Raw genomic sequence first — 14,399 nt, 5'->3', positions numbered from 1 at the left:
CATTTTAACTGCGTTTCTTCAAGACTATTTTCGCGCGCCCGACACGCGGGTCCCAACCTCGGGTTCCTCATTCTGTCATCTGCCCAACCCCACCACACGGCCCGTAACGCCTCCAGCCCGGTCCTCGAAATCCGCGCTGAAACCTCGCTGTCACCTCACCCCAAAATCGCTCAAAAGTGTGACCAAAACACCCGAGAATCTTTTTAAAAATCAAGCCGTTCCTCCCGAGGTTTTTTCCTTTAGCTGTCATCGGATGCTGCGAAATTTCATACCCATGGCCTCACCCCTGGGTACCCCCCGGAACACAGCCCGGGACCGAAGCCATAGCGTCATCTACCCCAACGTACAAACACGACGAAAGGAGCTTCTTCATGTTTAAGCGCAACGTTCTCGCGGTATCCATGACCCTCGCTGCACTGTGCTCGGCCCAGGCTGCCATGGCAGACATCAACGGCGGCGGCGCCACCCTGCCACAACCGCTGTACCAGACCTCCGGCGTATTGACCGCCGGTTTCGCCCCGTACATCGGCGTGGGCAGCGGCAAGGGCAAACTGGCGTTCCTGAACAACGACTACAGCCAGTTCGGCACCGGCACCAAGAACGTTCACTGGGCGGGCAGCGACTCGAAGCTGACCTCGACTGAACTGTCCACCTACGCCTCCACCAAACAAGCGACCTGGGGCAAGCTGATTCAAGTGCCTTCGGTCGCCACTTCGGTTGCCATTCCATTCAACAAGGCCGGTACCAACGCAGTTGACCTGAGCGTTGATCAACTGTGCGGCGTGTTCTCGGGCCGCATCACCACCTGGAACCAACTCCCGGCTACCGGTCGCACCGGTAATATCGTGGTGGTTTACCGTAACGAAGCCAGTGGCACCACCGAGCTGTTCACCCGTTTCCTGGCGGCCAAGTGCGTCAATGAGTCCAAGAAATTTGTGGTTACCACCAACTTCGCGGACAGCTTCGGCGTGCCACCAGGCGCCGTGCCTGCCGTGACCAGCCAAGGCGTGATGACCGCGCTGAACGCCGGTGATGGTCGCATCACCTACATGAGCCCGGACTATGCCGCGCCTACCTTGGCTGGCCTGGATGACGCCACCAAAGTGGCCAAGGTCGCCGGTGTTTCTCCAGCCCCTGATAACGTTTCCGCCGCCATCGCTGCTGTGCCCGTACCGGCTGCTGCCAACGTCGCCAACCAGAACGCCTGGGTACCGGTGTTTGCTGCCGCCGCCGATGCCAACGATCCAAGCGTCGTGCCTTACCCAAGCAGCGGTTATCCGATCCTGGGCTTCACCAACCTGATCTTCAGCCAGTGCTACGCCGACGCCACCCAGACCTCGCAAGTGCGTGCGTTCTTCACCCGTCACTTCGGTGCCAGCGCCTTGAACAGCAACGACAACGCGATCAAGGCCAACCGCTTCGTGCCACTGCCAGCTGCCTGGAAAGCCGCGATCACCAGCAACTTCGTTACCGCAACCAGCGCGCTGAGCATCGGCAAGTCTGATGTCTGCAACGCCATCGGTCGTCCGCTGTAACCCACGCTTTTACCGACCGGCAACACCCGATCAGCAACGGCCTGTGCCGTTGCTGATTTTTGCGTTTGCGGCTCGGCTATCAGCCTTACATGAACTTTCCATGACAGAAGTTCAGTCCCGCCCCTCGCCAACCGCCTAACTCCCATACGTGACGCACGTCGCCAGTTCCCCATGGGCAATAACAAAGAAGGAAGCTTCCTGATGGTCCGCTGCAAACCACCGGTCAACCTGAATGCCCAAGGCCCTGGCGGCCAGACGATCCTGCGCCTCAAACCCCTGGCCCAGGCGATTGCCTTGTTCATGGTGGCAGGCAGCGCCCACGCGGCGACAGCGTTCAGCTCCGGCTGGTTTGCCGACAAGGGTGCCTCCCAGGCGGCGACAGCGGCCCGCCTCAACGGGGCGCAGGTGCCGGGGATTCCATCGTTGAATCAGCAGGCGCGGGCGAACCAGCAGTTGTCACGTTCCATCAGCACGCTCAACAACAGTGTCGCGGCGATTGCGGCCCAGCAGGCCGCCCAGGCCGCTGGCCGGCAAGCGGCGCTCGGCCAGGTCTCGACGATTCCCGACGGCCTCGGCAAGGGCGGCTTGCAGGTGGACAACAGCCTGACCCAGGGCTGGACCAACGCCAAGGGCCCGACCCAGAGCCAGTCCGGTGGCAAGACCACGGTGACCATCGAGCAGACCGCCGACAAGGCGATCCTCAACTGGGAAACCTTCAACGTCGGACGCAACACCACGGTCGATTTCCAGCAGCAATCGAATTGGGCCGTGCTCAACCGTGTCAACGACCCCAACGCGCGCCCCAGCGAAATCCAGGGCCAGATCAACGCCCCTGGCACAGTGATGATCATGAACCGCAACGGGGTGATCTTCAGCGGCAGCAGCCAGGTCAATGTGCGCAACCTGGTGGCGGCCGCTGCCACCATCACCGATGACCAATTCACCCAACGCGGGATCTATGTGGATGCCAACGGCACCCAGCCGACTTTCACCGACGCGGCGGGCAAGGTCGAGGTGCAGCGCGGCGCGTTGATCCAGACTCACAACCCGGCCACCTCTACCGACGCCGGTGGCTATGCCTTGCTGCTCGGCTCGGAGGTCGAGAACGCCGGCAGCATCATCACCGCCAGGGGCCAGGCCACCCTGGCCGCCGGCGACAGTTTTTATATCCGCAAGGGCGTCGGCACCACCGGCAACGACCGCTCCACCACCCGTGGCAATGAAGTGGCCACCAGCCTCAAGGCCGGCAGCACGTCGGGCAAGGTCAGCAACAGCGGCCTGATCATGGCGTCGACCGGCGACATCACCCTCACCGGGCACCAGGTGCAGCAGAACGGCGTGGCCCTGGCCAGCACCTCGGTGGATACCCGCGGCACGATTCACTTGCTCAACGCCGCCAGCGACACCAGCGCCAGCGTGACCCTGGGCGAGGGCAGCACCACGGCGATCCTGCTGGACGCCAGCGGCAGCACCGCCCTCAATAGCCAGAAGGACAACGGCCTGATCAAGCTCGACGGCTTGCCTGCCAACCTGATCACCGGCCAGTTCAACAACCTCAGCGCGGTGGCCGACCGCACTGACCAGTCGCGGATCGAGATCGTCAGCGGCGGCACTGTGGATTTGCGCAAAGGCTCGATCACCCTGGCCACCGGCGGCCAGGTGGCGGTCAGTGCCGGTCAGCGCAGCCTGGTGCGTGACGGCGCGATGATCGACGTGGCCGGCGCGATTGGCGTCAAGGTGGCGATGGAAGCCAACAACATCAAGATCAACGTGCAGGGCAACGAACAGCGCGACGCGCCCGCCAACCGTGACGGCGGGCAATTGATCAACAATGACGTGTGGGTCGACCTGCGGGACCTGGTGTTCGTCCCGGCCGGCACCAACGGCTATGCGACGGACCGCTGGTACACCGCCGGCGGGCTGCTGGAAGTCGGCGGTTACCTGGGCACCCAGGGCCACTCGGTCGGCGAGTGGATGGCCCAGGGCGGCACTGTGACGTTCACCGGCAAGGACGTGGTGACCCAGCAGGGTGCCCAGGTCAATCTGTCGGGCGGCACCGTCGATGTGCAGGCCGGCTACATCCGCCAGACCTGGCTCAAGGGGCCTGACGGCCAGCTCTATGAGCTGTCGAAAGCCCCCGGGGACATTCTCTACGCGGGGATCTACAAGGGCTTTGAAGACACCAGCGTCCGCTGGGGCCGCAGCGATTTCTACTACAACCCGCTGGTGGCCCAGCAAAGCCGCTACGAGGCGGGCTACACCGTGGGCCGCGACGCCGGCAAGCTGGTGGTGGGCACCACCAACGCGGTGCTGGAAGGCCAGTTGATCAGCGATGTATTCCAGGGCGATCGCCAGACCCAGGCACCGAATATCAACCTTGATGGTTATCAGCAGTCACAGCAGGCCATGGCCCAGCGGGCGCAGCTGATCATTGGCCAATACACGCCGGTGTACAACAAGGCCACCGGCACCTTGCGCTACGCCTTGACCCCGACCATCGACCAGGTGCTGATCGAGAGCAGCACGCAAAAAATCGCCGACGGCCTGGACCTGGCCACTGCGCTGCCGACCGAACGCCAGGGCAAACTGGTGCTCGACAGTGACCAGCTCAATGGCTACCGGTTGGGCGCGATCAAGGTCGGCGCAAAGCAGCAGATTGACGTCAATGGCGCACTCAAGGTGGCTGACGGCGGCGACATCACCCTGTTCGGCCCCGTGGTTTCAGTCAATGCCAACCTCACGGCCCACGGCGGCAGCATCAACGCGGGCAACCTGCTGAATCAGGTCGACCTCAATCGCTCCAATGTCGTTGGCGATGTGATTCTGCCGGGCATCGGCCGGCTCGATGTGGCCGCCGGAGTCAAGCTGGACAGTTCCGGGCGCTGGAATAATCTGGCGCTGGACCCTTCGGCCACTGACGGGGTGGCGTATATCAACGGTGGCAAGGTGTCGTTGCGCAACTCCGGCGACGTGAATCTCGCGGCGGGCAGCCTGGTGGAAACGTCGTCCGGGGCAACCATCGGCCTGGATGGCAAAGTCCGGGGCGGCAAGGGCGGCGACGTGACCGTGGGCGCACTGGGGGCTTTGGACCTGGGCGCCGAGATTCGCGGCTATGGCGTCAGCGCAGGCGGCACCCTGACCTTGCAGGCCAACAAGGTGCAGATCGGCCAGAGCCCGCAGGCGCCGGATGCCAAGACCTTGCAGTTGGCCGGGGATTTTTTCAACAAGGGTTTTTCGGCCTATGACATTACCGGCAACGAAGGATTGCTGGTCGCCGATGGTACTCAGGTGGATGTGAACGTGCCGGCCTACCGGCTCTCGGAGCAGGCCGCCACGACGCCGGGTGGCGGCGATGCGGCCAGCGTGATGGAGCGCTGGACCCCGCCGCTTTACCAGGAAGACGCGAGCAAGGGCGTACTCGGCCAACGCCGTGGCGCCAGCCTGACCCTTTCCGCCGGCCACCTGGAGTCGCCTGCCGAGCAACTGCCGACAACCGCGCTGGTGGTCGGCCAGGGCGCGGTGATCAGCGTCGACCCGGGCCAGTCGATCAACCTGCGCAGCATCGGCCAACTGACGGTCGACGGCACGCTCAATGCCTGGGGTGGCAGCGTCAACCTGAACGGCCTGACCACGCGCGCGTTCGAGCCGGCCAACGCGGTTGGCCACGGCCGCTCCATCTGGCTGGGTGAAAACGCACTGATCGATGTCGCCGCCCGGGCCGCGACCGCCGTGGAGAATCGTGGAAGCCAATACGGGTTGGTCCGTGACGGCGGCAAGATCAGCATCGGTGGCGAGATCAACCTGAGCACCGGCACGGTCACTGCCAGCGACCTGTTTGTGGTGGTACGCGAGGGCGCCCGGCTGGACGCGTCGGGCACGCAAGCGGTGTTGGATGTGCCGGGGCAGGGCGCAACCCGGGTGGCCAGCAATGGCGGCAGCATCAGCCTGGCGTCCAACAATGGCTTGTACCTGGACGGCAGTCTGGTGGCCCGGGCCGGCGGTGCCGGCGCAGCGGGCGGCAGCCTGAACGTAGCGCTGGACAGCCCGTATTACACCAAGAGCAGTGTCACGGATCGCGTGCTGAAGGTGCGTGAATTGGTGCTCGGCCAGACCCATCAGGCCCACACGCTCGCCGGCACCGCCGCCGACGCGGCCGACAGCCTGGAATACGGCCACGCTCGCCTGGGCGTCGACCAGGTCAGTGCGGGCGGCTTCGACAACCTGGCATTGATGAGCAACGGCCTGTTGAGTTTCGACGGCGATGTGTCCTTGAACATGGGCCAGAGCCTGCGCCTGTACAGCGGTGCCTTCAACCTCAGTGAGGGCGCGGCAGCCAATGCCCGGGTGAATCTGTCGGCACCGTCTCTGCTGCTGTCCGGCATGGATTCGCCGGCCCGGGAGTTCTACGTGAACCCGGTGTCGGTGTTGCCGTTACCCTCGCTGCGCGCCACCGAGGCGCAGTTCAATGCCAGCGGCAGCTTGATCGATGTGCGCGGCAGCGTGTTGTTTGGCAGCAAGGGCAAACTGCGCCAGGCCGACGACAGCCTGGTCGGCCTTGAGCGTCGCGGCTTTGATCAGGTCAACCTGACCAGCCAGGGCGATCTGCGCTTCCTGGCGGGTGCGAACCCGGACGGCGTGGCCTTGAGGGTCAGCACCCAGTTATTGACCCAGGGCGACATGACCTTGCGGGCGGCGCAGTTGTATCCGGCCACGGAGGTCGGTGCGCGGGTCATTGCCGGCTACCTGAGCGAATTCAACAGCCTCAACATCACGTTCGACCCGCTGCGCACCCTGACCATTGGCCGTACCGGCAACACGGATGCCGCGGTGCCTTACTCGGCATTCGGGCGCCTGCAACTGGGCGCCGCGACGGTGCGGCAGGGCGGTGTGGTGCGGGCGCCCCTGGGGTTGATCGATATCGGCAGCATGGGCAGCAGCCAGGTGCAATTGCTGCCGGGCAGCGTGACGTCGGTGAGCGGCAGGGGCCTGGTGCTGCCGTATGGCGGCACCCTGGACGGGCAGGTCTATAAGTACAACGGCAAGACCGTGACGTTTGTCGGCCAGGGCGGGCTGGTCAACCAGGACGCGGAACTCAGCGTCGGGGTGATTCTCGGCGGCCAGTCGGTGCAGGTGCAGCCTGAGGCTACCCTGGATCTGTCGGGTGGCGGCGAATTGCTGGGGGCCGGTTTCGTTTCCGGGCGCGGAGGCTCTACGGATGCGCGCTACAGCCCACTGGTGCAGTTTGGTGCCAATGGCGGTTTTGTGTTGCCGGGCCTGGGCACCAACCCGATTTACGCCATCGTGCCCGGGGTGCAGCCTGGCTCGGCGCCGGTGGCACCGGAGAAAGGCGCAGTCGATCCGTTGGTGGGCCAGCAGGTCACCATCGGCGCCGGAGTGCCGGGGCTGCCGGCGGGCACTTATACCCTGATGCCGTCCACCTACGCCTTGATGCCCGGCGCTTTCCGCGTCGAGATCAACGGCCTGGCCGGGCTCGGCAGTGATGCCGCCACCCAGCGCATGCGCAATGGCTCCTGGTCCACCGCCGGGCGCTTGTCCATCGCCAACACCGGGATCGGCAACAGCGTTGCCAGCCAGTTGATTCTGACCTCGGCCGATACCTTGCGTCGCTATTCCCAATACAACGAAACCAGCTACGCCCAGTTCGCCATGGCCGACGCTGCGAAACAGGGTGTGCCACGCCCGATGCTCGCCGTCGACGCCAAGACCCTGAAACTGGCCTTGCGGCCAGGGGGCGGCGCTGATGCGTTTTCGTTCCAGGGCATAGGCCGTTTTGAGGCCGCGGCGGGTGGCTATGGCGGCGCGGTGGCGGTGATTGATCCAGGCAAGCTTGGTATTGAAGTCGTCGCGGCGGGCAGTTCCGCAACCAGCGGTTTTTCCGGCATTACCTTCAACGATGACAGCCTCAACGCCTTGGGAGCCTCGCGTTTGATGGTGGGGGGGATGACGGCAGTTACGTATGGCCAGTCCGGGAATTACATCGTCCTGGCTGGCGGTACGAGTCGGGCCAACAGCACCGTCACGCTTCGGGAAGGTGTGACGCTCGCAGCGCCGGAAGTCTTTTTGTTGAGTGACACCAACGCGATCGTCCTGGAGCAGGGCGCATCCATCAACACCATCGGCCGTGGCAAAGCCAGCTACGACGCTCGTGACGGTTTTATCTACAAAGTCACCAATATGCTGGCGGCGTCCAACGGCTTGCTCAATGTCATTGCATTCAATACGACGGTGCCCAGCGGCGGGATCAGCATCGGTGTGTGTGACACGGGCCTGTGCAGCGGGCAAACCGGGCTGTACTCCGAAGGCAGCATCGTGGCGTTGACCAACAATACCTTCCAGTTGGGCGACCAGGTGCGCTACGGCACCCGTCACCTCAACCTGGGGGTCAACACCATTAACCTCGGCAGCGCCCAAGCCCTGGCCGCTGCCGCTGTGGCCAATCAGTTGCCGGCCGGCCTGACACTCACCCAGGCGCTTCTTGATCGCCTGCTCAAAGGTGATTCACAGTTCGGTGCGCCGGCCCTGGAAACCCTGCAGCTCTCGGCGCGGGACAGTTTCAACTTCTACGGCAGTACCTCCCTGGACACCTATGACCCACTGACGGGTAAGTCGCGGCTGAGCAACCTGATGCTCTCCACTCCGGCGATCTACGGTGCCGGTGGCGCTGGCGACGTGGCCAACATTCATACCGCCAACCTGATCTGGCAGGGCGCGACCACCCCACCGGGCTCGGTGATCGCCGGCGGGGCGGGTACTGGCAGCGGGCGCCTGGATATCAACGCCGAGCGTATTGAGTTCGGCTACGGCGCCTTTGCCCAGACCAACACCGTGAGCAGTTTCGATCGCCTGGCTTTGGGCTTTGCCAGCGTGAACCTCAATGCCAGCGAGCGCATTACCGCCAACCACAAGGGCAGCCTCTCGGTGTATCAGAGCCAGGGCGCCTATGACCCGGTGAAGGGCTTCCAGTACAGCGGCGGCGACCTGAATATCCTCACCCCGCTGATGACCGGCGAAGCCGGTTCGGTGAACCGCATCACCGCAGGTGGGGCGATTGATATTGCAGCGTCCGTGGGGGCGCGTGGCAAGGCCGACGGCCAGGGCGCCGAACTGTCCCTGCAAGGCGACAGCATTCGCCTGGCCACGGCGGTAGTGCTGCCCAGCGGTAAAATCAGCCTGGGCGCCCGGGGTGATGTGGTGCTGACGGATGCGGCGTTGATCGACGTGGCCGGTGGCGCCACTGTGTTCAACGATGTGAGCCAATACGGCGCGGGCGGCACTGTGCTGCTGGACAGCCGCAGCGGCAACATACTGCAGGCTGCCGGCTCGACCATCGACCTCTCGGCCAAAAACAACCAGGCCGGCAAACTGCGGGCGGTTGCGGTGGACGCGGCGGGCGGTATCGTCGACCTGCAAGGCACGATCCTCGCCGGCAGCAGTGGCTATTACGATGCGGGCGGGACCACGATGCCTTATGAGGCCGGTACCGTGGAAATCCAGGCCCAGCGCCTGGGCAGCAGCGGTTCGCTGGACCAGCAATTCGCCGACCTCAACCAGCGCCTGAATCAAGGCCAGGTGTTCGGCACACGCAGCTTCCAACTCAAGCAGGGCGACTTGACCATCGGTAATGGCCTCAAGGCCGGCACCGTCAACGTCTCCGTGGACAACGGCAGCCTGCGGGTCACCGGCCTGGTGGACGCCAGTGGCGAGCGCGTCGGCAGCATCAACCTGGCCGGCAAGCACGGCCTGACCCTGGACGGCGGCGCGGTACTCGACGCCCATGGCAGCAAGCTGCGGGTGGACAGCTACGGCAAGATCATCGACTCGCCCAACCGGGCCATGGTGGTGCTCGGCTCCGGCACCGGTCAACTGACCCTGGCCGATGGCGCACGCATCGACCTGCGCCACGGCACCGAGGCGGTCCAGGGCAATGACGGGCGCAACCGCGGCACCCTGGAACTGAATGCACCACGGCTGATCAACGTCGATGGCACCAGCAACGACATCAACATCGATGCCCATGGCCGCCTGACGATCCAGGGCGCGCGCTCGATCACCCTCAACGGCATGATCAGTTACGACGATGCGCCACTGGTCACCGATCCGACGGCCAGCGGGCGGCCTTACCAACAGATCGACCAGGCCTACCTGGATGGCAAGCATGTGCTGAGCACGGCCTTTATCAACGGTGCATTGCTCAACCAGAACCTGCTGCAAAACAAACTCGCCGGGCTTAACAATGCAACCTACGCCGATGCCTTCCACCTGCGCCCGGGCGTGGAAATCGTCAGCAAGACCGCGGACGGTGACCTGGTGGTGCAGGGCGATCTGGACCTGTCCGGCTACCGCTACGCCAGCCTCAACCCCAACAGCCAGAAAACCTCGGTGTATGGCTCCGGTGAGTCGGGCAGCCTGACCCTGCGCGCCGGTGGCGACCTGAATATTTACGGCAGCATCAACGACGGTTTTGCGCCGCCACCGCAGACCGTCGATGACAAGGGCTGGGTGTTGTTGCCGGGCATCGACTTTACCGGCGGCACGATCATCGTGCCGGGTAACGGCATCACCCTGGCGGACGGCACGACCTTCCCGGCGGGCACCGTGCTCAACTACGACCTGCCGATCAAGGCCGTGGGCGTGGCCGCCGGTACGCGCTTGCCGACCCGGGCGACGCTGAACCAGGACCTGACGCTGCCTGCCGGTACGGTACTGGCCGCAGCAGTGTTCGACAGCGCGAGCAATGTGCTGTTTGCCGCAGGCACGTTATTGAGCCAGGCACACACCCTGGCGGCCGGCTCACAGCTGGACGCCGGCAGCCTGCTGACCCAGGACACCCGGCTCGGGGCGCTGACCTGGCCCAAAGGGGTGCCGTTGCCGACGAACTACGAGGCGCTTAACCCGACGCAAAACCACGTGACCCTCAATGGCGACATACCGCTGCCGCGCGGCGCGTTGATTCCTTCCGGCACCAACGTCAAGTTGCCGGGCGGGGCTGAGTCGGTGGCGTTGCGTCCGGAAGTGGCGGGGCGCCAGGGCAAGCTGTGGGCCCTCTCGCCGATGCTGGCCGAAGGTTCGCAATCCTGGTCGCTGCGGTTGGTCGCAGGTGCTGACACCGAGGCGGCCGACAGCCGCATCCTGCAAGCCCATCCGCGCAGCGGCGACCTGCGTTTGGCTGACAGCCACTACGGCATGTTTGCCAAGGAGATGCCCGCCAAGGGCAAGTTGACCTGGACCGCCTTCGCGGTGGAGGACTTTGCGGCCAATGGGGTGGTGGTCAAGGAAGGCGACCCGATCGACCAAAAGATCCTCGATGATTTCGGGCTGGGTTCGATTGATGATTTCTGTGGGGGCAATCCGGCGTACTGCGCCGTGAAAGTTGGCTATGTCTGGACCGAATTCGGCGCCAAGGACCTGGCGGACAACGGGATTATCGTCACCGTCGGAACGCCGATCGAGCAAAGCATCCTGGACCAGTTCGGTATCCCGTCCATCGATGAGTTCTGTGCAAGCTCGCCCGCCTACTGCCAGGCCCAAAGCGGCAAAGAGTATGCGGCGACCCCCTCCAGCAGCCGTTTCAGTGTGATTCGCACCGGTACGGGCGACCTCGAACTGCTCAGCGCCGGCGACTTGAGCATGGACTCCCTGTACGGGGTCTACACCGCCGGTACATCGTCCACTGCAACCGGTGCCGGTGACCCCTACAACCAGCCCAAGGCGCTGAACAGCGCGAAGACGGTGCTGAACGATACCAACAGTTATTTTGAACAGTTCGTCAACGGCTCATCTGACAGCCTGTACCGTGCCTGGTACCCGGAGGCAGGGGGGAATTTGAGCGTGAACGTGGGGGGCAACCTGACGGGGAATATCCTGGGAGGCGTCTTCAACCCAAGTCGGCCCAACCCCCTGGATAACGGCATCGACTCCGCCGATGTGGCCAACTGGCTGTGGCGCCAGGGCAGCGGCACGGTGAACACCGGCGGGCAGGCGCAGCCGACGGCCTGGTGGATCAATTTCGGTAGCTATACCGCCAACGCCTCCAAGGCTGATGCGTTCGTCGGGTTTACCGGTTTCGGCACCCTCGGCGGCGGTGACGTGGATGTACAGGTAGGCGGGGATGCCGGTGTGCTTCGGCGCATGGACGGCAACCCAATGTCGGCCTCTGCCAACCCGCGCAGCCAGGGGCTGGTGCTGGCGGTTGGCAGTACCGGGCGGGTTGCCGGTGATGGCAGCCTGCAGTTGACGGGCGGTGGTGATCTGCGGGTGCGTATCGGTGGCGCCCTGAACCCTGGCAGCGTGGTTGATGTAAACGATCAGAACGGCCAGTTGGTGAATATCCGGGGCAATGTCCAACTGCAAAGTGCGACCACGGGCCGGATCGACCTGACCTACGGCAGCAACAGCTCTGAGCAGAGCCCGGGCGAAACCCGCGCATTCGATCCGTTCCAGGCGACCCGTGGTCGGGCAGTGGGGGGTATCACCCTGGTGCCGGGGGATGCCACATTCAACCTGACCACATTGGGTGACCTGGTGCTGCAGCAAGTGATTGACCCGGGCCGTGTCGTCCTGCTGAACAACTCATCGTTTACCCGTGGCGGGACGAGTGGGACCGGCGAAAGTTGGTTCTCGTTGTGGACCGGTCACACGGCAATCGACCTGTTTTCAGCGGGGGGCAACTTGACGCCATCTGTCTCCGCCGCAGCGTCCGACCTGGCAACTGTCTACCCATCGATCGTTCGAGCGACGGCGGCTGGCGGCAGTATTTATTACGGTAACGCCGTCCTGGGGTACCAAGCCGATACGAGTCCGATAAATGCCTTGGTGCTCGCCCCCGGTGCCAGCAGCCAGTTGCAATTCCTGGCCCATGACTCGATTTATGCGGGCGGTATGTTTGTCACGCCTTCCGGGGCCGACCCCAGCATCATGGCCACACCTTGGCGGCCGGCGTTCGTCGGGACCATTGATGGTCAGGTGGTTGTCGATGGCAACAATCTGTCGGAGAACGGTAGCTCGCCGGGTTCCCTTCCGCGGCCTCTGTTTGCCTTTGGCTCCGCCACGGCGTCGGCAGCCGCTTACGCGCCAACGGAACCGACGCGGTTCTATGCCTTGACCGGCGATCTGGTGGGGGTCAGCAGCGGCCGGACCCTGACGTTCAATTCTTCCCCCACGTTTTTGCATTCGGGGCAGACCTGGTACGAGGGCAACGGGCCGGTTTGGATGATGGCGGGGCGAGACATTGTCAGCAGTGGCAGCCGTTTTAATACGGCCCCCGGTGCGGTCAGCGAGCAGTCGACCGGCAACCTGTTCATCCACAACAACCCCACTGACATCTCCATCGTCTCCGCCGGGCGCGACATTCTGTACAGCAACTTCCAGGTTGCCGGTCCTGGCCTGCTGGAAGTGACGGCGGGCGGCAATATCCTGATGTCCGGGCGTGACCCGGCGAAGGGCGGCGAAGTCAGCATCACCAGCCTGGGCCCGGTGGTCGCGGGCGACAACCGCCCTGGCGCAGGCATCGTCATGCAAGCTGGCGTCGGCCCCAACGGCCCGGATTACCGGCGCTTTGTCGAGGCCTACCTGGACCCGGCCAACCTCGTCCAGCCAGGCGAAGCCCTGTCGATCCAGGGCGGCAAGGTCGCCAAGACCTATGAGAACGAACTGGTCACCTGGCTCGCCGAGCGCTTCGGTTTCGTCGGCACCCGCGAGCAGGCCCGCGCGGTTTACGCCGCACTGCCCGCTGAACAGCAACGGGTGTTCGCCCGTGATGTGTACTTCGCCGAACTCAAGGCCGCCGGCCGTGAGTACAACGCGGTGGGCGGTGTGCGCCAGGGCAGCTATGTACGGGGGCGTGCAGCGATTGCCGCGCTGTTCCCGGACAAGGACGTGGCCGGCAACCCGATCACCTACAAGGGCGATATCACGTTGTTCGGCGGCTCGGGTGTACACACCAATTTCGGTGGCTCGATCCAGATGCTCACCCCGGGCGGTGGGCAGACCTTCGGCATCGAAGGCGCGGCACCGCCGTCCACCGCCGGTGTGATCACCCAGGGCGCCGGCGATATCCAGCTGTATTCCATGGGCAGCATCCTGCTGGGCCAGAGCCGCATCATGACCACCTTCGGCGGCTCGATCATGGGCTGGTCCGGCGAGGGCGACATCAACGCCGGTCGCGGATCCAAGACCACCGTGGTGTACACGCCGCCCAAGCGTGTCTACGACAACTGGGGCAACGTGACCCTGTCGCCGGCGGTGCCGAGCACCGGGGCGGGGATTGCCACCTTGAACCCGATTCCGGAAGTGCCGGCCGGAGACATCGACCTGATCGCCCCGCTGGGCACCATCGATGCGGGTGAGGCGGGGATTCGGGTCTCGGGCAACATCAACATTGCCGCGTTGCGCGTCGTAAACGCCGCCAACATCCAGACCCAGGGCAAGTCGTCCGGGGTGCCGGTGTCGGCGGCGGTAAACACCGGGGCCATGACCTCGGCGAGCGCAGCCGGTGCGGCGGCGTCCCAGGCGGCGGAAGATGCCGCGCGCAGCCAGCAGGCGGCGGCCAAACAGGGCCGGGCGTCGATTGTCACGGTGGAAGTGTTGAGCTTTGGCAGCGAGCCAGTGGAGCGCAAGCCGGAGGACGGGCAGAAGACCTCGGGCTACAACCCCAACAGCCCGGTGCAGGTACTCGGCGCCGGACCGTTGAGTGACCAGGCGCGGGCGCGGTTGACGGATGAGGAGCGCCAGCAGATCAGCTTGTAGTTTTAGAAAAGGACCTCTCGTTGTATTTGGGGCGATCATTGATCGCCCCTTTTTTTCGTCTTGGGGGCCCGGCTTTCCCAGGTGGGATGGTGGTGCGGT

At 64.4% G+C, this 14,399-nt stretch carries 2 protein-coding genes; both read left to right on the top strand.

All coding sequences use genetic code 11. The annotated features are described in order from the left end of the window. The first annotated feature begins 371 nt into the window (after positions 1–371). The gene (locus tag HX786_RS08960) at positions 372–1,535 is read left to right on the top strand and encodes a substrate-binding domain-containing protein (protein WP_003210472.1); all 1,164 of its coding nucleotides are present in this window, start codon (positions 372–374) and stop codon (positions 1,533–1,535) included. A 201-nt stretch (positions 1,536–1,736) separates the two neighbouring features. Next, on the top strand, positions 1,737–14,300 hold the full coding sequence (locus HX786_RS08955; protein ID WP_178911967.1) for a filamentous hemagglutinin family protein: 12,564 nt from the start codon (positions 1,737–1,739) through the stop codon (positions 14,298–14,300). The last annotated feature ends 99 nt before the right edge of the window (positions 14,301–14,399 follow it).

The sequence above is a fragment of the Pseudomonas sp. 21615526 genome (assembly GCF_013386245.1).
GTDB lineage: Bacteria > Pseudomonadota > Gammaproteobacteria > Pseudomonadales > Pseudomonadaceae > Aquipseudomonas.
Note: the sequence above shows the minus strand (reverse complement) of the source record. Positions and strands in the feature narration are given on the sequence as shown.